Source organism: Xanthomonas sp. AC360, from assembly GCF_979258225.1.
The window spans coordinates 3,827,847-3,850,721 of sequence record NZ_OZ409846.1 but is presented as its reverse complement, the minus strand read 5'-3'; the positions used below and the strand labels follow the sequence as shown (position 1 = coordinate 3,850,721).

The 22,875-nt window shown below is 61.5% G+C and carries 19 protein-coding genes and 2 pseudogenes; 20 read left to right on the top strand and 1 reads right to left on the bottom strand.

Features of this window, described 5'->3' with window-relative positions; translation table 11 throughout:
- Nucleotides 1-94: 94 nt before the first annotated feature.
- The 17 genes and pseudogenes from rpoN to ACZZ0O_RS16400 all read left to right on the top strand — a co-directional run.
- A complete protein-coding gene (gene rpoN / locus ACZZ0O_RS16480) occupies nt 95-1,498 on the top strand; it encodes an RNA polymerase factor sigma-54 (protein ID WP_055854472.1) in 1,404 nt (467 codons plus the stop codon).
- Between the two features lie 8 nt (nt 1,499-1,506).
- Nucleotides 1,507-1,890: a response regulator gene (locus tag ACZZ0O_RS16475; RefSeq protein WP_005997154.1), complete on the top strand. Its 384-nt coding sequence runs from the start codon at nt 1,507-1,509 to the stop codon at nt 1,888-1,890.
- Entirely contained in the window at nt 1,883-3,367 is a 1,485-nt protein-coding gene (locus ACZZ0O_RS16470; RefSeq protein ID WP_055854474.1) for a sigma-54 dependent transcriptional regulator, read from the top strand. The genes ACZZ0O_RS16475 and ACZZ0O_RS16470 overlap by 8 nt, the downstream gene beginning before the upstream one ends.
- A 117-nt stretch (nt 3,368-3,484) precedes the next feature.
- Entirely contained in the window at nt 3,485-4,594 is a 1,110-nt protein-coding gene (locus ACZZ0O_RS16465) for a DegT/DnrJ/EryC1/StrS family aminotransferase (RefSeq protein ID WP_463591295.1), read from the top strand.
- A gap of 64 nt (nt 4,595-4,658) precedes the next feature.
- Nucleotides 4,659-4,883 carry an acyl carrier protein gene (locus ACZZ0O_RS16460; RefSeq protein WP_463591294.1) on the top strand — a complete coding sequence of 75 codons (225 nt, stop codon included), beginning with the start codon at nt 4,659-4,661 and terminating at the stop codon, nt 4,881-4,883.
- Between the two features lies 1 nt (nt 4,884).
- Entirely contained in the window at nt 4,885-5,925 is a 1,041-nt protein-coding gene (locus tag ACZZ0O_RS16455; RefSeq protein ID WP_463591293.1) for a ketoacyl-ACP synthase III, read from the top strand.
- 2 nt (nt 5,926-5,927) lie between these two features.
- A complete protein-coding gene (locus ACZZ0O_RS16450) occupies nt 5,928-6,689 on the top strand; it encodes an SDR family NAD(P)-dependent oxidoreductase (protein ID WP_115512927.1) in 762 nt (253 codons plus the stop codon).
- Complete coding sequence (locus ACZZ0O_RS16445) at nt 6,686-7,465, top strand: SDR family NAD(P)-dependent oxidoreductase (RefSeq protein WP_463591292.1); 780 nt, start codon at nt 6,686-6,688, stop codon at nt 7,463-7,465. Before ACZZ0O_RS16450 ends, ACZZ0O_RS16445 begins: the two co-directional genes overlap by 4 nt.
- On the top strand, nt 7,462-8,127 hold the full coding sequence (locus ACZZ0O_RS16440) for a PglD-related sugar-binding protein (RefSeq protein ID WP_463591291.1): 666 nt from the start codon (nt 7,462-7,464) through the stop codon (nt 8,125-8,127). The genes ACZZ0O_RS16445 and ACZZ0O_RS16440 overlap by 4 nt, the downstream gene beginning before the upstream one ends.
- 13 nt (nt 8,128-8,140) lie before the next feature.
- Nucleotides 8,141-9,286 (top strand): aromatic ring-hydroxylating oxygenase subunit alpha, encoded by a 1,146-nt coding sequence (locus tag ACZZ0O_RS16435; protein WP_463591290.1) that lies wholly within the window; start codon nt 8,141-8,143, stop codon nt 9,284-9,286.
- Nucleotides 9,276-9,899 (top strand): LbetaH domain-containing protein, encoded by a 624-nt coding sequence (locus ACZZ0O_RS16430; protein ID WP_463591289.1) that lies wholly within the window; start codon nt 9,276-9,278, stop codon nt 9,897-9,899. Before ACZZ0O_RS16435 ends, ACZZ0O_RS16430 begins: the two co-directional genes overlap by 11 nt.
- Entirely contained in the window at nt 9,896-11,419 is a 1,524-nt protein-coding gene (locus ACZZ0O_RS16425; RefSeq protein WP_463591288.1) for an FkbM family methyltransferase, read from the top strand. The genes ACZZ0O_RS16430 and ACZZ0O_RS16425 overlap by 4 nt, the downstream gene beginning before the upstream one ends.
- A gap of 59 nt (nt 11,420-11,478) precedes the next feature.
- Nucleotides 11,479-11,682, top strand: a pseudogene (locus ACZZ0O_RS16420) (IS701 family transposase); the annotation flags it as partial.
- 228 nt (nt 11,683-11,910) lie between these two features.
- Nucleotides 11,911-13,185 carry a hypothetical protein gene (locus ACZZ0O_RS16415; RefSeq protein ID WP_463591286.1) on the top strand — a complete coding sequence of 425 codons (1,275 nt, stop codon included), beginning with the start codon at nt 11,911-11,913 and terminating at the stop codon, nt 13,183-13,185.
- Between the two features lie 43 nt (nt 13,186-13,228).
- Entirely contained in the window at nt 13,229-13,978 is a 750-nt protein-coding gene (locus tag ACZZ0O_RS16410) for a 3-deoxy-manno-octulosonate cytidylyltransferase (RefSeq protein ID WP_463591285.1), read from the top strand.
- A gap of 32 nt (nt 13,979-14,010) precedes the next feature.
- Entirely contained in the window at nt 14,011-14,742 is a 732-nt protein-coding gene (locus ACZZ0O_RS16405; RefSeq protein WP_463591284.1) for an FkbM family methyltransferase, read from the top strand.
- A 214-nt stretch (nt 14,743-14,956) separates the two neighbouring features.
- Nucleotides 14,957-15,123, top strand: a pseudogene (locus ACZZ0O_RS16400) (glycosyltransferase family A protein); the annotation flags it as partial.
- Nucleotides 15,124-15,267: 144 nt separating this feature from the next.
- Here the strand turns inward: ACZZ0O_RS16400 and ACZZ0O_RS16395 are convergent.
- Nucleotides 15,268-16,215 (bottom strand): hypothetical protein, encoded by a 948-nt coding sequence (locus ACZZ0O_RS16395; protein WP_463591283.1) that lies wholly within the window; start codon nt 16,213-16,215, stop codon nt 15,268-15,270.
- Between the two features lie 403 nt (nt 16,216-16,618).
- Between ACZZ0O_RS16395 and ACZZ0O_RS16390 the strand changes: the two genes are divergently transcribed.
- The 3 genes from ACZZ0O_RS16390 to fliF all read left to right on the top strand — a co-directional run bounded on the left by ACZZ0O_RS16390 (nt 16,619) and on the right by fliF (nt 22,872).
- The gene (locus ACZZ0O_RS16390; protein WP_463592473.1) at nt 16,619-20,116 is read left to right on the top strand and encodes a glycosyltransferase; all 3,498 of its coding nucleotides are present in this window, start codon (nt 16,619-16,621) and stop codon (nt 20,114-20,116) included.
- 646 nt (nt 20,117-20,762) lie between these two features.
- A complete protein-coding gene (gene fliE / locus ACZZ0O_RS16385; RefSeq protein ID WP_055854604.1) occupies nt 20,763-21,134 on the top strand; it encodes a flagellar hook-basal body complex protein FliE in 372 nt (123 codons plus the stop codon).
- A gap of 13 nt (nt 21,135-21,147) precedes the next feature.
- Nucleotides 21,148-22,872, top strand: coding sequence for a flagellar basal-body MS-ring/collar protein FliF (gene fliF / locus ACZZ0O_RS16380; protein ID WP_115553762.1), 1,725 nt, complete (start codon nt 21,148-21,150; stop codon nt 22,870-22,872).
- Nucleotides 22,873-22,875 lie beyond the last annotated feature (3 nt).

Here is a 22,875-nt window from a genome sequence, read left to right as displayed (position 1 = left end):
CACCTCACCTGACTCCCTGATTAGAAACCCGTCGCTTTGTCCTGCAAGATGCGTTCCATCGCTGCTGCATGCAGCGCCCTTCGGAAGCGCTTCCATGAAGACGACCATTTCCGCCCAGCTTGGCCAGCAACTGCACCTTACCCCGCAGTTGCTGCAGTCGATCCGTCTGTTGCAATTGGACGGCATGCAGTTGGAACTGGAAATCCGTCGTGCCCTGGAAACCAATCCGTTGCTGGAGTTGGAAGAGCTGGCCGATAACGGGGATGAGGCCACCACCAACGACGATGGCGCCGGCGATATCGCTGCGTTCGATGAGCTGCCGGAAAGCACGATGTGGGACGTGCAGAGCAGCAGTTGGAACGATGGCGACGACGACCGCATGCAGCGCGTGGCCGCCGGCGAGTCCACCGACCCGCATGTGCGCATCCTGCGCGAACTGGCGCTGGACCTGGACGAGGCCGCTTTGGGGGCCGCCGCGTTCTGGTTGGAGCAGACCGATGACGCGGGGTATCTGACCGAGGCGCTGTCGACGCTGCAACAGCTTGGCGCCACCCGCCTGGGTATGACCGTTGAGGCAGTGGAAGCGATCCGTCAGCGCCTGCTGCACGGCGACCCGGCCGGCCTGGCCGCCTGCGATCTGCGCGAGTGCCTGCAAGCCCAGTTGAATGCCCTGCCCGGCCGCGTCCCGGCTCGTCATCTGGCTGCGCGCATCCTGTCCGGCGATCTGGATCTGCTGGCCAGCCACGACTACGCGCTGCTGGCGCGTGCGCACGATGCCGAAGTGGACGATGCGCGCGAAGCGGTGCGGCTGATCCTGTCGCTGCAGCCGCGCCCGGGCGACGACCTGCTGCAGGAAAGCAACGCCAGCGTGATTCCGGATGTGCTCGCCTGGCATGCCGATGGCAGCTGGCGCGTGGCGTTGAATCCGGCCACCACGCACCGCGTCAGCATCAATCCGGTACACGAACGCGCATTGGCCGAGGCCGGCGATGCCGCGCAGCCGCTGCGCGACATGCTGCAGGAAGCGCGCTGGCTGACCCGCGGGCTGTCGATGCGCTACGAAACCCTGCTGCGCGCCACGCGTGCGATCGTCGAACGCCAGGCCGCCTTCCTGGCGCGCGGCGAAGAAGCGATGGCACCGCTGACGTTGAAGGAAATTGCCGACGAAATCGGCATGCACGAATCGACGATTTCGCGCATTACCACCGGCAAATACCTGCAAACCCCGCGTGGCACCTTCGAACTCAAACATTTCTTCGCCGTGCGGTTGGAAGGCGCCAGCGTCTCCGGCCAGGCGGTCAAGGCCATGGTGCGTCGTTTGATCGAGAGCGAGCCGGTAGGTCGCCCGCTGGCCGACGAAGCCATCGCCGGCCTGTTGTCGCGCCAGGGCGTTAATATTGCGCGAAGGACCGTGGCCAAATACCGCGAACAACTCGAGATCGCCCCGGCCCGCGAGCGCCGCCGTAATAACAAACCGCTGCTTGCGCGAGCGGGATAAGGACTACTATGAGCAAACTCACCGTGCTGCTGGTCGACGACCACGAGGGCTTCATCAACGCTGCGATGCGTCATTTTCGCAAAGTGGAGTGGCTCAACATCGTGGGCAGTGCCGCCAATGGACTGGAAGCGATCGAGCGCTCTGAGTCGCTGCGCCCCAATGTCGTGCTGATGGATCTGGCCATGCCCGAGATGGGCGGACTGCAGGCAACGCGTCTGATCAAGACGCAGGACGATCCGCCGTATATTGTCATCGCGAGCCACTTCGACGATGCCGAGCATCGTGAACACGCTCTTCGCGCGGGTGCTGACAATTTTGTCAGCAAGCTGTCCTATATCCAGGAAGTCATGCCAATCCTGGAGGGCCTGACGGAAGGAGCCAGGAATGAGTGAGTCCCGCATTCTGTTGATCGACAGTGACGCCGTGCGCGCCGAGCGCACCGTGTCGCTGCTCGAGTTCATGGACTTCAATCCCCGCTGGGTCACCGACGGCGCCGACATTAATCCTGGCCGTCACCGCCACGATGAGTGGATGGCGGTGATGGTGGGCTCGGCGCAGGACGCCGCGCAGGCCGACAAATTCTTCGATTGGCTGGCCGATGCCAAGCTGCCGCCGCCGGTGCTGTTGATGGAAGGCAGCCCGATCACGTTTGCGCAGACGCACGGCCTGCACGAAGCCAATGTCTGGGCATTGGACACCCCCCTGCGTCACGCACAGCTGGAAGCCCTGCTGCGCCGCGCAAGCCTCAAGCGTCTGGATGCCGAGCATCAGGCCGGCGTGCAGCAGGACACCGGTCCGACCGGCAACAGCGAGGCAGTCACCCGCCTGCGTCGGTTGATCGATCAGGTGGCCGCGTTCGACACCACCGTGCTGGTGTTGGGCGAATCCGGTACCGGCAAGGAAGTGGTCGCCCGCGCCATCCATCAACATTCGCCGCGCCGCGACGGGCCGTTTGTCGCAATCAATTGCGGCGCGATCCCTCCGGATCTGCTCGAAAGCGAACTCTTCGGTCACGAAAAAGGCGCCTTCACCGGCGCGCTGACCACACGCAAGGGCCGCTTCGAAATGGCCGAAGGCGGCACGTTGCTGCTGGACGAAATCGGCGACATGAGCTTGCCGATGCAGGTGAAGTTGTTGCGCGTGCTGCAGGAGCGCAGTTTCGAGCGCGTTGGCGGTGGTCAGACCATCCGCTGCAACGTGCGTGTGATCGCCGCTACCCACCGCAACCTGGAAACGCGCATCAGCGACGGGCAGTTCCGTGAGGATCTGTTCTATCGCCTCAACGTGTTCCCGATCGAAATGCCGGCGTTGCGCGAGCGCGTCGACGATCTGGCCATCCTGGTGCAGACGATTGCCGGCCAGCTGGCGCGTACCGGGCGCGGCGAAGTGCGCTTTGCCGATGAAGCCTTGCAGGCGCTGCGCAGCTACGACTGGCCGGGCAATGTGCGCGAACTGACCAACCTGGTGGAGCGCCTGGCGGTGCTGCATCCAGGTGGCCTGGTGCGCGTGCAGGACCTGCCGGCGCGCTATCGCGGCGATTTTGCATCGTCCATTCCGGTCGAGCTGCCGCCGGAACCAGCCTTTGTGGCGGCGCCCACCGACGCTGGCGCACTGCCGAGCAACGTGGTGACGCTGCAGCCCAAGACGGCCGATGCCGAACCGGCCGCTGCCGCCAGCCTGCCCGACGACGGCATCGATCTGCGTGGCCACATGGCCACCATCGAGCTGGCCTTGATCAACGAAGCCCTGGAACGCACCCAGGGTGTGGTTGCGCATGCGGCCCAGTTGCTCGGCCTGCGCCGCACCACGCTGGTGGAGAAGCTGCGCAAGTACGGCATCGACCGCGAGCAGACCGAGCTGGCGAACTGAGCGGGCCACCGCTCCGCCAGCGCCCGCTGGCATAGCGCTTGCTTCAACAGGATCAGTCCGTCCGCAGCCACCGGTTGCGGCGGAATCCCGACATTCACCCGTCCCAGCGAGGCATTGATGCCCATCCCCGTCACCAGTCCGCTGCTGCCGCCGCTGGAAGACTTTCTGCCGTATCTGGAACGGATCTGGACCAGTCGCATCCTCAGCAACGGCGGCGAGATGCACCGTGCGCTCGAGCAGGCGCTGTGCAACTACCTGGGCGTGCCGCATCTGGCCCTGTTGACCAACGGCACCACCGCGTTGATCACCGCCCTGCAGGCGCTGCGCATCACCGGCGAAGTCATCACCACGCCCTACTCCTTCGTGGCCACGGCGCACTCGTTGCTGTGGAAGAGCATCACCCCGGTGTTCGTGGATATCGACCCGGTGACGCTCAACATGGACCCGTCCAAGATCGAAGCGGCCATCACCCCGCAGACCACAGCGATCATGCCGGTGCACTGCTATGGCACCGCGTGCGACACCACCGCGATCACGCGCATCGCCGACATCTACAACCTCAAGGTGATCTACGACGCGGCACATGCGTTCGGCGTGCGCGATGACGGCGGCTCGATCCTGCGTCACGGCGACCTGAGCGTGTTGAGCTTTCATGCCACCAAGGTGTTCAACACTTTCGAAGGCGGCGCCATCGTGTGTCCTGATGAGAGAACCTATCAACGCATCGGGCATCTGAAAAATTTCGGCTTCGTCGACGAAACCACGGTGGTCGCACCGGGCATCAACGGCAAGATGAATGAGATCAGCGCCGCGTTCGGCCTGCTGCAACTCAAGCACATCGACGAGGCCATTGCGCAACGCGGCGCCATCGACGCGCAGTACCGGCAGCGGCTGAGCGCAGTGCGCGGCATCCGCTGCGTGGCATCGCCGCAGCATTCCAGCGCCAATCACGCGTATTTTCCGATCCTGGTGCAGGACGACTACCCGCTGTCGCGCGATGCGTTGTATCAGTTGATGCGCGAACACGGCATCCTGGTACGGCGTTACTTCTATCCGTTGATCAGCGACTTCCCGATGTATCGCGCCCTGCCCTCATCGGCACCGGCGTGGTTGCCGGTGGCGCGCTCGGTGGCCGCGCAGGTGTTGTGCCTGCCGATCTTTCCCGGCTTGCACAGCGATCAGGTCGACACCATCGCCGACCTGATCGCCGGCGCACAGGCAACATGATCGCAACACGCTGCACCTGCATTTCAGACTTCCATCTCTTCAACAGGCAACCAGGCGAGATCGCATGACCCAGGCAACATTTATCGAGAACTTCCTCTCCGCCACCGACTTCCAGGAACCGGTGGAGGTCACGCTGGAGACCGTGCTGCTGGAATTGCCGGAGTGGGATTCGCTGGCCGCGCTGGGCGTGATCGTCATGTTCGACATGGAGTACGGCAAGACCATCACCGGCGAACATCTCACCACTGCCGTCACCGTGGGCGATCTCTACACACTGACCGAGGCGTAACATGCCGACCTCCACGCTGCACAACGTCCGCTTTGCCGGCATGGCGACCTGCGTGCCGAAGCGGGTCGTGTCCAACCTCACCGATTGCCGGCCGCAGATCCGTTCCGAACGCGAGCGACTGGTGCGCAACATCGGCATCGAGACGCGCCGCATGGCCTCGGAGTGGCAGTGCTTTTCGGACCTGGCCTTCGATGCGACGGAAGTGCTGCTGGACAAGCTACAGTGGAAGCGCGAAGAGATCGACGCACTGATCGTAGTGACGCAATCGCCGGACTATCCGATTCCGGCCACCGCCATCATCCTGCAGGACCGGCTCGGCCTATCGCATGCCACGGTGGCGTTCGACGTCAATCTGGGCTGCTCGGCCTACCCGTTCGGCATCAACCTGCTCGGCTCGATGATCGCCGCCGGCGGCGTCAAAAAGGGTCTGCTGCTGGTGGGCGACCGTAGCGCGAACCTGGAAGACCCGATCTTCTCCGACTCCGGCACCGCCACCGCGCTGGAGTTCAGCGCCGATGCGCCGCCGATGTATTTCGACCTCAACAGCGATGGCAGCGGCTATAAAGCGATCATCCTGCCGGTGGGCGGTCAACGCGAACCGGTTGCCATGCAGCACCTGATTCCGTTCCGCGAAGAACCCGATGGCCCCTGGCGCCGCGCAACCGACCTGATCCTGGATGGCGTGGCGGTGTTGAGCTTCTCCACTCAACGTATTCCACCGGCGGTGCAGAAGCTGCTCGACTACACCGGCGTTTCCAAGGATGAGATCGATTACTTCGTGTTCCATCAGGCCAACCGGATGATCAACGAGACCATTCGCAAGAAGCTCGGCCTTCCGGTGGAAAAGGTGCCCTCCACGTTGCGTGATTTCGGCAACACCAGTGGCGCCTCGTTGCCAGTGACCATGACAGTACGCATCAATAAGGAACTTGAATCCGGCCGCAAGCGTGTGCTGCTGTGCGGCTTCGGCATCGGGCTGTCTTGGGGTAGCTGCCTGATGGATATCGAAGGCGCGGTGTTTCCTGATTTGATCGAGTCGTGAGCATGGCTTCAATCGCCACGACCGATGCATTCGGGTTGATCGATAAAACAATCCTGGTCACTGGTGCGTCATCGGGTATCGGCGCAGCTGTCGCCACGCTGTGTGCGCGGTTGGGAGCCACCATCGTACTCAATGGCCGCGATACGCAGCGTTTGGAGGCAGTGGCTGCCGATCTGGCTGGCAGCAGTCATAGCGTCATCGCCGGCGACCTCACCGACGAGCAAACCCGCACCCGCTTACTGGAGGCATCCGAGCGCTACCACGGCGTCGCCTCTTGCGCGGGTGTTGCCGCGCTGGTGCCGTTCCGAATGGCGGCAGAAAAGCATCTGCAGCAAATGCTGTCGGTAAATTATCTAGCGCCGATCATCTTGACGCAGCAATTGCTCTTCAAGCGCCGGCTGGCCGAAGGCGCATCGCTCGTCTACGTGTCGGCACTGTCTGCGCGTGCCGCACCACAGGCCGCAGCCGGCTACGCCGCCTCCAAGGCCGCGCTGGAAGCGGCCGTACGCACGCTTGCGCTCGAGCAGGCCAAGCACGGTATTCGTGCGAACTGCATCGCACCCGGCTACGTCGACACGCCGATGCTGAAAAAACTGGGCACCGCTGCGGATATGGACGACAAGATCGGGCTGACGCCACTGGGCCGCATCGACCCGAATGACATCGCAAACGGCGTGGCCTATCTATTGTCCGCCGCGAGCCGCTGGATCACACGAAGCACCTTGACCATCGACGGCGGGATTTCTTTGCCGATTCGCTTATGAGCAGCCAGACCATCATGCCCTCTACGGACGCTACCTCAGTGCTGCTGCAAACACTGTTTGGACTGGCCGACAAGACGATTCTGGTAACCGGTGCGTCCAAAGGCATTGGAGAGGCCGTCGCCCAGGCCTGTGCCGGTGCCGGTGCGCGCCTGATCGTCGCCGGACGCGATGAACAGCGCCTGCAAGCCGTGCTGGCATCGTTGTCTGGCGATGGTCACAGTCTTTTCGTTGGCGACCTGAGCGATGCAACCGTGCTGCAACAGCTAGCCACCAACTCCGGCCCGCTCGACGGAGTGGTCCATAGCGCCGGCATTCGTGGGCTTGCGCCGATGAAACTGGTCAGCGAAAAGTTTCTGCGCGAGGTCCTGGACATCAATTACCTCGCACCGGTGATGCTGACCCGACACCTGCTGGCGCGCCAATCACTTCGGCCGGGCGCGTCGGTGATCTTTCTATCGTCGATCGCCGCGCTCACCGGCACCGTTGGCGTCGGCCCTTATGCAGGTTCGAAGGCCGCACTGATCGGCACCTTGCGTCCGCTGGCGCTGGAACTTGCACGCCGCAAGATTCGCGCAAACGCGTTGTGCCCCGGCTTGGTCGAAACCTCATTGATCAACGAAGACAAAGCCTGGTTCGAGGAAAGTCGCAAGCGCTATCCGCTTGGTATCGGCCAGCCGGAAGATGTGGCACTGGCGTGCCTGTACTTCCTGTCTGACGCGAGCAGCAAGGTCACCGGACAGGCTTTCAGCATGGATGGAGGAGTGGAATTCGCATGACAGCCGATACACCTGCCCTGCCCTACCACCTGGTGATCGTCAACGCCGGTGGTTATGGGCGGGATATCGCATCGTTGGCGCTTCACGAAGATCCAGCATGCGGGGTGGAGTGGGACATCAAGGGATTTCTGGATGACCGAACGCATCTGCAAGGCACATCGCGTTGGCCGATCGTAGGAAACCCTTCCACCTATCACCCCGTCGAAGGCGATATCTTCATCTGCGCAATCGGAGATCCCGCCGCGCGGCGGCGCTATTCGAGGGCGCTGATCGACAAGGGTGCGGACTTCATCGTGTTCCATCCGCCGCCATCGCGTGAGGCCGCTGCCGGCTACATCGGGCGCGGAGGCGTGTTCGATTCGCGCGTTTCCATTGGGTCGGGTAGCCGGCTCGGCGAGTTCGTCACCGTGCTCTCTACGTCCATCATTGCGCACGAAGTCAGAATCGGCGATTACGTGCAGATCGGCAGTTTCGTTTTCATCGGTGGCGGCGCAGTGGTTGGCAACGAGGTGACGATTCACCCGCACGCCACCATCCTGCCCGGTATCCACATCGGCGACGGCGCCGTGGTCGGTGCCGGTGCGGTCGTGGTTAAGGACGTGCCGGCTGGCGCCAGCGTGTTCGGCAACCCGGCCCGGATCATCTTCCACAAGCATTCCTGAGGAAGCCGCGCCGATGAGATCGCGAATGCACCCCAAGTATTATCTGTCGCAGGAAATCTTCGAGCGCGAGCAGCGCAAGATCTTCCGTCGGGTTTGGTTGTTTGCAGGGCTCAAGACACTGCTGCGGGAAAACAACTGCTTCATCACCCGCAAGATCGCGGGGATTCCTGTCGTGATCCAGAACTTCCACGGCCAAACCCGTGCGTTCGAGAACGTCTGCCTCCACCGCAGTGCACTGATTCAAACCGGTGCTATCGGTTGCCGGCCTTTGGTGTGCCCCTACCACGCCTGGAGTTACGACGAACAAGGCCGGGTAAAGAACATCCCGGACTGCGACGCGATCTATCGCCTCGACACTAGTGAAAAGGACAACTTGAAGCTGCGCGAATTCTCACTGCGCGCCATCGGCAACCTGCTGTTCGTCAACCTCGACCCCAACCCAATGCCAATCGAGGAACAGTTTTCGGCAGACTTCATCGCCTTGCTGGAAAGTAGTTCCAACGCCTATGACACTGAGGTCATGGTGACCACATGGCGTGGCCGGTACAACTGGAAACTCGCTTACGAAAATCTTCGGGATGCCAATCATCCGCGCTTCGTCCACCCGAAGACCCTAGCCAAGAGTGTCAGCTTCGTTGCAGAGGTAAACGAAGAACAAGCCAAAGAGTCGATGGACGCTTTGCAAGACAGCTCGCCCGCTGCCTTGAGGCGCGAAATGCGCCGCTTCAGTTTCGGTGGCCCGGACGCACCCATACCCGACCTTAAGCACTTCGGCTGGCACGATAAAGTGGAACGCTGGGGCGAGCAGGATGCCTACTTCAACTGGTTAGCCTTCCCGAACATGCATATCGCCAGTTCCAACGGCGGCTATTCCTTCACCCTGGAACACCATATCCCCGTTGCGCCGGACACGACCGATTTGGAAATCTATTGGTTTAGTGCGCGCAGGAAACAGCCTTACGGTTCTTCCAGCCAAGTACTGCTGACACAGATGCACGGCAGCAAGGTAGTGGTGGGCGAAGACGTGGACATCATGGAGCGGGTGCAGTCCGCGTTGCACACAGACGCGCCTCTGCCCACTCAGGGAGCCTATGAATCCATGAATCGTCTGGTCGAACGCTGGTACACGACGCTGATGGAGACCGAACATGAGATCTAGGTGGATCATCGGCCACAGCGCATACCTCGATCTGGCGTTTCACGCCTGGAAACAGGCGAGTCAGGACGAGACGGTCATTCGGATCGAAGTGCCACAAGACTCGGAACACGAATTCGATCTTGGCGTGCTGGATGGACTGAATCCGACCGACGGGGCCATGTTCGTGGCGTTCGACGAACGCTTCGGCAACTTCAAGCGCTTAGAACTGGTGCAGGCAGCGATGGAACGTGGCTTCAAGCTGGAGCCCTTCATCCATTCCAGCGCAGCCGTCGGCTCTGACACGGTCATCGGGCTCAACGCATTCGTGGGAGTCAATGCTGTCGTCGGGCACGGCTGCAGGATCGACTACAACACCGTCATCCACGCCGGCACGCACCTCGGACCGGCATGCCGCGTCAAATCTTCATGCTGGGTAGAGAATGGTGTGCAAATCGGCGCCGGCGTCGAGATCGGCAGCAATAGCATTCTGCGGACCGGCGCCATCGTGCACGGGGGCGTCAAGGTGGGACGAAGCTGCGAACTTGGCTGGCCGCGTGTCTACCGCGAGGACGTGCCTGCCAAGACCTATTTCGACGCCCGCTACGACGCTCCCATTCATACCTACGAGAGATGACGTTCATGAACTCAAGAAATGAGCAGCTTCGCCAACAGATTCTACGTATTGCGGAGCAGGAGCGCCCTGCACTCGATGAGGTCATTGCGCGCCTACCCGCAATTGCCAACCGCCCTGTATTTCTAGTCGCTCCTGAGTCCTACGCAGGCATGGTGCATGGTCCCAGGGTCGTTGCCGACCTGCACCATGTTGTTGCCGCAATTGATGACCAAAGCATCCACCTGGACCGCATTCATGGCGCGCCGCGCTGGAGCAGTCAGGAGTTTCTTGCCAAGGCGGGGCAGTATCCCGATGCGATCGCTATCGATTTCTCTTGCAGCCCGCGCGGACGAACGTTTGCAAATGACCTCTGCACCAGCGCGGGCATTGAGCAACTAAGCGTTGCGCCTTGCTTGGATCCGCTGATCCCAAGTTTCGAGCAGCGCCCCGTCTTTCTGCTCCAGCCGCGCTCGGACATCGGCAACATTTATGGCCCACAGATCGTCCAGCGCCTCAGCCATGTCATTGGCGCCGTTGATGACCAGCCAAGCGACAACGATACCGTTCATGGGGTGCCGCGTTGGAGTTCCCGTCAGTTCATCGAGCAAGCGGCCCAGCATCCTCAGGCATTGGCCATCGATTTTTCTTACAGCCCGGGAGGATCGGGCTTGGCCCGCAAGCTCTGCGAGCAAGCAGGCATTGAAAGAGTAGACGCCTGCCTGGCCGTTGCGCACTGTGGGCTGCCCGCCGTATACGAGCCTGCCCAGGTATACCGTCAGCGCACGCTTCTGCGCCTTGATGAGTTTCTGCGCCTTGCAGAGCGACTGGACGACGATTTGAGCGTTTTCACGCTCTACAGCAACCTGTTGTTCCGCCTGACCTACGATTCCAGCCTCCTGCTGGACTGCTGGGCTACGCCGATCAACGAATACTTTTCAGAATACGCCGATACCAGCACATTCCAGCTGGGCACGCGTGAACATTTCTGCGATGGCGGTGCCTTCCAGGGCCCCATCGTCGATAAGTTTCTAAAAGCATCCCGCTATCGCTACGAAAGCATCACCGCCTTCGAACCCGATAACATCAACTTCCAGAAATTGGAGGGCATCGCGAGCGCCATCCCCCTTCCCCCGCACAATTTCAGGGCCATCAAAAAAGCGATCTCCAACGAACATACGACGCTACGCTTCGAGGAGACCGGCACAGTTTCCAGCCATGTCTCGCCGGATGGCGGAATCTCCGTGGCCACTACGCGCCTGGACGACGAGTTGGAAAAGCTGACGCTACTGAAGTTGGACATCGAAGGGTTTGAAGCCAGGGCACTCGAAGGCGCATCTCACCTTATCCGTACCCAGCGCCCCCGTATGGCTATTTGTGTGTACCACTACGCCCAGGATTTACTGGATATCGTGGAACAACTGGACAAATTGGTGGAGGGCTATCACTTCCGTCTACGCCAGCACTCTCCCGGCCACTACTACGACCTCGTTTTGTATGCATCGCCCGTCGCCGGTGCCGCACCGCCGCCATGGGCGGAGTGAGGTCAGGAAAATTCACGACTTGGAAAAGATAGAGCGATGACTGACGCCCGCAATATTTTTCTTTGTACTTTTTGTCCAATCTTCCTGCAGACACGCGGCGCAAGGGACTGGTGAACGCGGTCAAGGCCCGCTGGCGGAGATGACCAGGAGTTGAAACAGGAGTTCGGCCTGGACCAACACGAGGGCATGGTTGGCGGGGTTTCCACCATCATGTCACGCTCCACATCGCGGCCTATGGGTTCCTTGTGGCCGAACGTTGGCGCGGGGCTCATCAAAGAAAAAATCACGATGCGCGCGACGTGCCTTAACCCGAAGATGACCGCCAATGCAGCGCACCCGTCAGGCGCCCAGCGCAATGTCGCTGACTCGATCGCGACATGGCGCTGGATGATCGCCATTGCAATCGGCACGATGCTGCTCGACGAAAAACAAACGCATTTCCGAATTCGATTACACAGCAAGACTAGCAAAGCACACAAGGAAGCCTTGTCATGGCGTTAGCAATCGGCTCGATCGAGCGAGCCACTATCAAATATCCAGGACTGAATCCGCGCAACACCAAGTTGATCGGCTGGGGTGCGGGACAGTTTTTCCGCGATTTCTATCCAGCCATCGCTCAGCAGTTGAACCTGCAGTACACCATCTGCCCACGGCCAGAGAATCAGGGCACGACTGTCCATGGCCTGCCGGTCAGATCACCTTCGGCGCTGGAGGACGAATCGGTCGATGATGTACTGATCGTCATCTTCTCCAATCACGCGGCAGAGGTGATGAACCAGATTGCGAAGGCACATGGTCGTTTCCGCACGGTACGTGCCGTCGATTACGACCAGGGCAGCATTGCACTACTGCAGGAATTGCAGAGTTTCTCGCGCTTGTTGCCTGGGCTGCAACTTTCGCGCCAACTGACTAAGGCGGATACCGGCATCTTCGTGCAGGGGCTCGCATTCGACTTTACACCCTTGGTACTGGCCTGGAATCGCCTGCATTTCCCTTGGGCGTACCAGTGCATGGTGACCTGGGACCACCAACCAAGCGCGCTGCTGGACCGCTGCAGGCCCTGGCTGGATAAGCTGATTTTGGTGCCTCAGCCGGACAACCTGGGTTTGCAATACCGTAATGCGGTGCTGCGCTCCGCACGCCTGGGCGTGGAGCATCTGGCTGAGCAAGGTATCGAGTTTGCGGTGCGTTGCCGTAGCGACAATGTACTGACCGGCTCAACCCACGACGCCATCAATGTGCATTTTAGAGGCAAGCGCAATCAAGGAAAGATCGCAATTTCTTTGTCGGGAGGGTGTCGAAACATCCCGTTCCTTTTCACCGAAAAAGCCATGCTTGGTAGGACGCAGGACATGAAGGCATTGTGGTCGATGCCAGAAGATCCGCGACCGGCAAGCTATGCGGATGACGAATTCTCTCCAATGAACGAACTTGCGCCAAATCGGCATTTTCAAGAACTCAGCCAATACGCCTTCGAGTCGTCATTGTGGAAGGACTATGCACGCCGGCTTGGATTCCCGGCCGAAACCCTGATCGATAGCTACCGGTTTGCACAATCACGGCTACTGGCACTGGAACCGCATCTGAGCTGGTCGTCGTTGAAGTTCGTCCCGTTGTTCAATGTGGCGCGCGACAACAGCTACGGTTTCTCGATGGACTGGTGGAATCGGCTGTTCACCGACAGCGATGCGGTGCTGGAGGCTGCCGAGGCAGTAAGCCGGCTGGATCTCAACTCCACCGATTTTTGGCAAGGTAGAGTCGGCTGAGCCGCCCTCGCCACTCAACGCCATCGGTTGCCAGGAGGCTTCTATGACTTACGCCATCATCATCCCCGCGCGGCGCGACTCCTCGCGCCTGCCCGGAAAACCGCTGATCGAACTGGGCGGTGTGCCCATGATCGTGCGTACCTATCAGCAATGCGCCAAGGCCGCGCCGGCCGAGCAGATTCTGGTCGCCACCGATTGCGATGTGATTCAACATACCTGCGAGCAGGCCGGCATCCGCACCCTGATGACCTCCAGCGACTGCCTGACCGGCACCGATCGTGTTGCCGAGGTCGCGCAGCAGCTCGATGTAGACACCTACATCAATGTGCAAGGCGATGACCCGCTATTCAATCCGCAAGACGTGCGCCTGCTGATCGATGCGGCGGTAGCGGCGCCGAATGATGTGATCAACGGTTACTGCCCTGTCGCCAACATCGACGAGTTCCGTAACCCGAGCGTGCCCAAGGTGGTAGTGCGCCCGGACGGGCGCCTGTTGTACATGTCGCGCGCGTCGATCCCGATCACCAGGCAAGGCGAGTTCCGGCGTGCCTGGCGGCAGGTGTGTGCATATGCGTTTCCCAAACAGGCTTTGCAGGCATTTGCATCGGTATCTTGCAAGACCATGTTGGAAGAAATCGAGGACATCGAGATCTTGCGTTTTCTGGAACTTGGCTTTGAAGTGCGCATGGTGCAGATGAGCAACCAGTCGATCGCGGTGGATACGCCGGCTGATGTCGTGCGGGTGGAAGCAGCACTGCGCATGATGCAGCTCGGCGAGCAGAACGCACCATGACGCAGGATAAGATGCCCCACACGCAGCCCGGCATGCATTCGCCCATCTGTGGCACTTCCGATCTCAGAAACGAAGAACATGCGCAGGCTTATTCGCCACGCCGCTTTTTCGACCAGTTACTGACGACCAATGCCCCGCTGATAGTGGACGTGGGCGCGCATCGCGGCGAGTCGATCCAGTACTTCAAGTCGATCTATCCGAATTGCCAGCTGTATTCGTTCGAACCGGACCCGCAGAATTTTGCCGAGCTGGAAAAAGTGGCTGCGCGGTTCGGCGCGACCGCCATGTGCGTTGCACTGGGCGAGAAGGAAGAGGTCGGTCACTACTACCGGCAGAGCATCTCGCACCTGGGCGGGTTGCTGCCGATCAATGCGGATTCCACCGACTCGCTTGGCTATGCGCGGCAGGCGTCGAACGAGGAAATTGTGGTCAGCAAGACCACCCTCGACAACGCCTGCGCCACGCTGGGAATCGCACAGGTACATATTCTCAAGATCGATGTGCAGGGGTTTGAGCGTCAGGTGCTGGAAGGCGCGACTGCGATCCTGCAGCACACCGACTGCGCGGTGATCGAGATCGGCCTATACGATTTCTACGGCAAGACCAACAGCTTCGTCGAGGTGATCAACCTGATGCAGGCGGCCCGCTTTTCGTTGTGGGACATTGCCAAACTGTCGAAGAACCCAAAGAGCTTGCGCACTGATTGGATCGAGGTCGTATATCGCAAAGACTCGGCACAACCGCGAGATCTGCCTCAGCCATAAGGGCGACTGCGTGCCGCCGCCGGGTAGGTTGCCAGCACAAACGACAACGGCACGTTTGTTGCATCTTCGGCTAGGCTGAACAACACCCAGGTGTGCCATGTGCTGGTGCACGATGGGGCGCTCCGCCTTCCCCCGTTTTCGCGCCGTGGATGCACCTTTGACTGTTCAAGACAATCGATCGCCGATGACGTCCAACGCCTTGGTCAGCATAGTCATGCCGACCTACAACCCCGGCACTTTGCGCAGGCCTTGAACAGCCTGCTGGCGCAGACCTACACCGCGTTGGAGCTGGTGATCTGCGACGACAACACTGATGACGCCATTGAGGCGGTGCTGGCGTCCATGTTGCTGGTAGCGCCCTTCATCGCTCGCTACCAGCAACCAGCCATGCATTGGCTATAGGGCTATATCGATTTCCAACACGGCGTGCGCGAACTAGGCTGGCAGTGCACCAGTTTGACAAATCGCCGTTCTGAATGAGAAATGCCGGTTTTCACGAACGAACAGCCTTCATGAGGTCCAATATCAAGAATAACTCCCGCCGGTATTCACGTATCCAGCCACGCTTCCTGGGAAAGAATTCGGACCCTTTCCATTCACCCAGATCACCCCGTTCGCATTGATTCCATACCGCGGACCTGTGGCCGCTCCGGAGAATATAAATGTTGCGTCGCCACCATTGATGCTACCCACGCGGCCAGTGTTAGCGAAGGCATTGGTAAAGGCTGGCGTACCTGTCAAGGTGACGGTGATGCTACGGAGAACGAGTTGACCACCATCGAATACCCCATAATGGCAAACACCACCTCCGGTGATACTGTAGTTGCCTGCGACGTAGCAGACGCTATTGCCCGTGACGACGATTTGGGAGCCCGTCATCGCTGCGAACACATGCCCACCTTGGAAAGTACACGACGCTCTATAACTGATCACTATGCCGTTTGCTGTAGCCCCTCCCCCAAAAGTGAAACCGGAAATCTGAACCGTACTGCCAGCATCCACCACGAGAACCCATCCCGTGGTATTGCGCCAGATAGCAGATGAGCTACCTACAAACCGAACGACGCCACCTGTCACGTTGCCCATCGAGACATTTTCCACATAACTCCCGTCTGCGACATTGACAACTACCGTATAGCCGCATAATGAATAGCGTGTTCGCAGCACAGTTACAGCACGCTGGATAGTTTGGAATGCCGTCACAGCGCTTAGCCCATCATTGGAATCACTGCCCGTATTTGAGACGTACAAAGACAAATCCTGAGTCAAGGCAACGGCGTAAGTAACGTAGCTATTCGCGCTAGTACCCATCGCGAATCGACCTTCATCACTGATGAAATATGGCTCACTGGCAGCGAGTTCACCAGCTGTCGCAGCAGTATCAAACTGCGCACGCGTCCCGCGCTTCACATAAATATTGGCACCTGAGATTGCATCGGACATGATGTTAAGCCCCTTTAATTTATATTTCAAATTAAATTATATTGGAAAGTTGCGCCACTTTCATTTTAATTAAAGCGCGGGATTTTTAAGATTAATACCCATGATTGGATACTGTATTTAAAATAAGAAATTTGACAAAAAATTATGTCCCCTCCAATTTACCATTGACATCAATAGATTATTGAGAACCAGCCCTCAGTTGAAGATCCGCCTCGGCACAGCCATCCGTGCCTATGAGCACTGCAGGCTTGGCTGAACTCAGCACCTCACCCAGGGTGATCAAAGTACGAATATTTCAATCAACGGACCGCGCTTACGCCGCTGCCTGTATACGCATAGTTGCCGAATCCCCGACAATGCGATGATTCCCAGTCTTCTAAACCTCGAACACGGCCCGCTCTGCATGACTTCTACCACTCTGGTCAGCATCGTCATGCCGACCTACAAGCCGCGCTACTTTGAGCAGGCGCTGGATAGCGTGCTGGCACAGACCTACGCAGCGTTGGAGCTAGTGATCTGCGACGACAACGGAGATGGCGCGATTGCGGCCTTGCTGGAACCCAGGCTGGCAGACGCACCCTTCCCGATCCGCTATCACCTCAACGCACCACGGTTAGGCGAGCTGGGCAGCACCGTTAAAGGCATAGGGCTAGCACAGGGCGAGTACGTCAAGTTTCTGCATGACGACGATGTGCTGGCGCCGGACTGCATTGAGCAGTTGGTGGCGGCGATCGAGCGCAATCCGGGCACGGCGATGGCATCGTCGCGTCGGTTGCGCATCGACGACAACGGTGCGCCCTTGCCGGACATCCTGGCCACCTGCTTTCCGTTTGCCGACGATGCGTTGATCGACGGGCCGGAGCTGGTGTCGTTCCTGGCGGACCACACCATCAACTTCATCGGCGAGCCGAGCTGCGTGCTGTGTCGGCGCGCCGATCTGCTGGCTATGGGCGCTGACTTGATGTCGTTGAACGGTAAGCCGATCCATTGGGTCGGCGATCTGGCGATCTACGTCAAGCTGCTGCGCCACGGCAACCTGGCGCTGCTGTCCAGGCCGCTCACGCACTTTCGGGTGTCCAACGCGCAGTTCAGCCAGGCAGGTCGTAATCAACCCGGCATCGGCGACCAGGGCCACGAGGATCTACGCCAGGGCATCCGCCAGCTGGGTTGGCGGCGCGAGACCGGCGACAACCGGCAGGTGCGGGTTGCGCCGCTCAGCCCGCACAAGGCGCGGGTGTTCAAGTCGGTGGATCTGGTCAATGCGCTGATGCAAAGCGCCGGCATGGCCGAGCGGGTGTCGCCGGCCACTTGGCTGGGCGTGCGCCATCCCAGTGATGTGCAGCGCGCGTTGATCGATGCCCGCCTGCAGGTGCATGCCGGCGGGCCACGCATTGCGGTGATGCTGATCGACCGCGATGGCGATGCTGCCGCAGTGGCCGCAACCCAGGCCAGCATCGATGCGGTGGCCTGCTACCAAAATCAGCAGATCTGGGTGGTCAGCAGCGCAGCGCAGCAGGTGGCCGAGCACGGCGAGCACGGAGTACTGATTGACGACGCGGGTCTGGTGGCCGCACTCAACCAGGCCATTGCAAGGCAACAGGAGGTCGATTGGGTGGTGCTGGTGGATGCCGGCAGTGTCTTTACGACCAGCGGCCTGACGATGCTGGCGCTGGGCATGATCGAGCTGCCCGAGCAGTGCCAGGCGGTCTATGCGGACGAAGTGGTCGCGCTGGACACCGCACAACTTGGGCTGGCGTTGCGGCCGGCGCTGTATCTGGATGCGCTGTTGAGTGCGCCGTCCATGCTGTCGCGGCACTGGCTGTTCCGCCGCAGCAGTCTGGTGGCCGACGGCGGTTTTCCGGCAGACCTTGGGCAGGCCTTCGAACTCGGCTATCAGCTTGGCCTGGTCGAGCGTTACGGTCTGGCCTGCGTGCAGCACATCGCCGAGCCCTTGTTGGTGGCCGCGGCCCAGACCCGGCACACCGATGCGGACGAGCAACATGCCATTGCCCGCCATCTGGCCGCGCGCGGGTATGCGGACGCGCGCGTGCACAGTGCCGGCCCTGGTCGGCATGCGGTGGATTACCAACATGCCCAGCAGCCGCTGGTCAGCATCCTGGTGCTGGTCGATGGCCGTTTGCCGCAGGTGCAGCGCTGTCTGGAAAGCATCCTGGCCAACACGACCTACCCGCATTACGAAGTGCTGCTGCTGGATCGCAACAGCACTGCCCCGGACCTGCGCGATTGGCTGGCCGGCATCGAAGCGCTGGGCATGCAGCAGATCCGCGTGCTGCGCTTTGCCGCGGAGCCTGCGCGCGAGGCGGTCTGCAACGCGGCCGCCGAGCATGCACGTGGGGACGTGCTGCTGTGGCTGTCGGCCGGCGCTGCGGTGATGAAGGCCGATTGGCTGGAGCAACTGCTCAACCATGCACTCCGTCCGGAAGTGGGGGCGGTAGCCGGCAAGTTGTTGCGCGGCGACGGCACCGTGCATCACGCCGGTCTGCTGCTGGGCTTGGGAGCACCGGTGGCGCGCGCGTTCGAAGGCAGTGCGTTTGACGAATCCGGCTATCTGCAGCGCCTGCAGCTGGATCAGAACTACACCGCCTTGAGCGGCGAGTGCTTGATGCTGCCGCGCCAGCTATTTATCGACGCAGGCGGCTTTGCGCTGGAGCCGGCACTGGCGCAGTGGAGCGATGTCGACCTGTGCCTGCGCCTGCACCAGGCCGGGTACTTGAATGTGTTTGCCGCGCGCGCACAGCTGTTGATCGACCCACCCGAGCAGACGCCTGCCACTGCGTTGGACGAAGAGGCGATGTACGCGCGCTGGCTGCCGGTGATGGCCAACGACCCGGCCTACAACCCGGGGTTTTCGCTGGACCCCGGCGCCGGCTTTGCGCTGGCCGACCCGCGCGCCAGCTGGCGGCCGTTGCAGTCGTGGCGGCCGCTACCGAGCGTGATCGCACTGCCGGCCGATATCGAAGGCTGCGGACACTACCGGGTGATCCAGCCGCTGCGCGCCCTGCGAGAGGCCGGGCTGGCCGAGGGCGTGCTGTTCAATGGCTATCTGGAGATCAGCGAGCTGGCGCGTCAGGATCCCGACGTGGTGATCCTGCAACGCCAGGTCGGCGAAGCGCGGCTGGAGGCGATGCGGCGCATGAAGGCGTTGTCGCGCGCGTTCAAGGTCTATGAACTGGACGATTACCTGCCCAACCTGCCGCTGAAAAACACCCATCGCGCGCAGATGCCCAAGGACATTCTCAAGACCGTGCGGCGCGGGCTGGGCCTGGTGGACCGCTTTGTGGTGTCCACGCCTGCGTTGGCCGAAGCGTTTGCCGGGCTGCACAGCGATATCCGCGTGGCCGAGAACCGCCTGCCGCCGCATTGGTGGGCGGCGTTGCCGGAGCGCAACGTCCGCCACGGCGGCAAGCCGCGGATCGGTTGGGCCGGCGGCGCCAGTCATACGGGCGACCTGGAACTGATCGCAGACGTGGTGCGCGAGCTGGCCGACGAGGTCGAATGGGTGTTCATGGGGATGTACCCGTTCGCGCTGCGCCAGCACGTGCACCAGTTCCAGCCCGGCGTGCCGATCGATCACTACCCGGCCGCGCTGGCCGCGCTGGATCTCGATCTGGCGCTGGCACCGGTGGAGCAAAACCTGTTCAACGAATGCAAAAGCAATCTGCGACTCTTGGAATATGGCGCCTGCGGTTATCCGCTGATCGCCAGCGACGTGCGTTGCTACCAGGGCAACCTGCCGGTGACGCTGGTGAAAAACCGCTACCGCGACTGGATCGGTGCCATCCGCGATCACCTGGCCGACCCGGCCGCTTCAGCAGCGAAAGGCGCAGCGTTGCGCGAGGCAGTGCGCCGCGACTGGATGTTGAGCGGCAGCCATCTGGACACCTGGCGAGCCGCCTGGTTGCCGGACTAGCGCGGGGACGCTGCTTCAGCGTTCTCCCGCTTGCGGTAGAACGGATGCGTGGCTGTGTGTGAATTGACGGTGGTGCCCTCATCCGGCGCTGCGCGCCACCTTCTCCCGCCAGCGGGAGAAGGGAAAGCCTGGCTGCGCGCGACTGGTTGGCTGTATGTAACTGGTTGGCTACACGCAACTGGTCGGTTGCACTGCAACTGGTCGCCCACCGACTCCCTTCCCTCGCTTGCGGGGGAAGGTGCCCGAAGGGCGGATGGGGGCGTGCTTCTACACTCCGGCGCCGCGCGTTGCTCTGCCTGCAGCCGCGTGGCAATTACCGTCGCACCCTCATCCGGCGCTGCGCGCCACCTTCTCCCGCCAGCGGGAGAAGGGAAAGTCTGGCTGCACGCAACTGGTCGATTGCACGCGATTGGTTGGCTGTACGTAACTGGTTGGCTGCGCGCGACTGGTCGGTTGCACTGCAACTAGTCACCCATCGGCTCCCTTCCCTCGCTTGCGGGGGAAGGTGCCCGAAGGGCGGATGGGGGCGATCTCGCTGCAACGTTCCCGCCGACAGGCGCGACAGGAATGCCCGGTGCCGGAATCCCGGCGCGATTTCGGCACGCCGCTTGCATCGGTGTGGATGCCTCCCTGGCTGACCGCACCCATGAGCGACTCCGTTACCTCGATTCTTTCGCAGATCCGCAGCTACCAGACTCAGATGGGCCAAGGCCCGATGGGTGCGGTGGGCGATGCGGCGCGGGGCAATCAGATCCAGGGATTGGCTGGCGCACAGGGAACGCCGGCAACCCAGGCGCCCAGCTTCAGCGAGACCTTGCGCGGCGCCATCGGCGGCGTCAACGAGGCCCAGCAGAAGTCCGGCGCACTGGCCAAAGCATTCGAAATGGGCGACCCCAGTGCCGATCTGGCACGGGTCATGGTCGCCTCCCAGCAATCCCAGGTGGCCTTCCGCGCCACTGTCGAAGTCCGCAACCGTCTCGTCCAGGCTTATCAGGACGTCATGAACATGCCGCTGTAAAGGTCGAACACCCATGGCACTCGCAATCAGCAGAGAAAACATGAACCAGAACGCCGAAAAGGCGGGCCAGTGGTTCGACCGTGTCCGTAGCCTGCAGATCACCCGCAAGCTGACCATGATGGCGATGATCGCCCTGGCGGTGGGTGCCGGCCTGGCGGTGTTCTTCTGGTCGCAGCAGCCGGGCTATCAGTCGCTGTACACCGGCCTGGACGAAAAGGGCAATGCCGAGGCGGCCGACCTGCTGCGCACCGCGCAGATCCCGTTCAAGATCGACCAGGGCACCGGCGCCATCTCGGTACCGCAGGACCGTCTGTACGACGCGCGCCTGAAGCTGGCCGGCTCCGGCCTGACCGGTAAGGAGACCGGCGGCGGTTTCGAGCTGATGGAAAAGGACCCGGGCTTCGGCGTCAGCCAGTTCGTGGAAAACGCTCGTTACCAGCACGCGCTGGAAACTGAACTCTCTCGCACCATCAGTACCCTGCGCCCGGTGCGCGAGGCGCGGGTGCATCTGGCCATTCCCAAGCCCAGCGCCTTCACCCGCCAGCGTGACGTCGCCAGCGCCTCGGTGGTGCTGGAGTTGCGCGGTGGCCAGGGCCTGGAGCGCAATCAGGTGGATGCCATCGTCAATCTGGTGGCGTCCAGCATTCCGGACATGACCCCGGAGCGTGTGACCGTGGTCGACCAGAGCGGCCGCATGCTCTCCATCGCCGATCCCAACAGCGACGCCGCCCAGCACGCCGCCCAGTTCGAACAGGTGCGCCGCCAGGAAAGCTCCTATAACCAGCGCATCCGCGAGTTGCTGGAACCGATGACCGGCCCCGGCCGGGTCAACCCGGAAGTCAGCGTGGACATGGACTTCTCGGTAGTCGAAGAAGCCCGCGAGCTCTATAACGGCGAGCCGGCCAAGCTGCGCAGCGAGCAGGTCAGCGACAGCAGCACCAGCGCCACCGGCCCGCAGGGCCCTCCGGGCGCCACCAGCAACAGCCCCGGCCAGCCGCCGGCTCCGGCCGTCGCCGGTGCGCCGGGCACCCCGGCTGCCGCCAACGGCCAGGCCGCCGCCCCGGCCGCGCCGACCGAAAGTTCCAAGAGCGCCACCCGCAATTACGAATTGGACCGAACCTTGCAACACACCCGTCAGCCGGCCGGCCGCATCAAGCGGGTGTCGGTGGCGGTGCTGCTGGACAACGTCCCGCGCCCCGGTGCCAAGGGCAAGATGGTCGAGCAGCCGCTCACCGCCGCCGAGCTCACCCGCATCGAGGGCCTGGTCAAGCAGGCGGTAGGCTTTGATGCGGCACGTGGCGACACGGTGTCGGTGATGAATGCCCCGTTTGTGCGGGAAGCGGTTGCGGGCGAGGAAGGCCCCAAGTGGTGGGAAGACCCGCGCGTGCAGAACGGTCTGCGCCTGCTGGTCGGTGCGGTGGTGGTGCTGGCGCTGCTGTTCGGCGTGGTACGCCCCACCCTGCGTCAACTCACCGGCGTGACCGCGATCAAGGAAAAACACCGCAAGGGCGGCAACGATGGCACTCCACAGAGCGCCGACGTGCGGATGGTCAACGACGACAACGACCTGATGCCCGGCCTGGAAGAAGACACCGCGCAGATCGGTCAGGAACGCAAGACCCCGATCGCCCTGCCGGACGCCTACGAAGAGCGCATGCGCGTTGCGCGCGAAGCAGTCAAAGCCGATTCAAAACGTGTCGCACAAGTCGTAAAGGGATGGGTCGCCAGTGAAGCCTGAAAC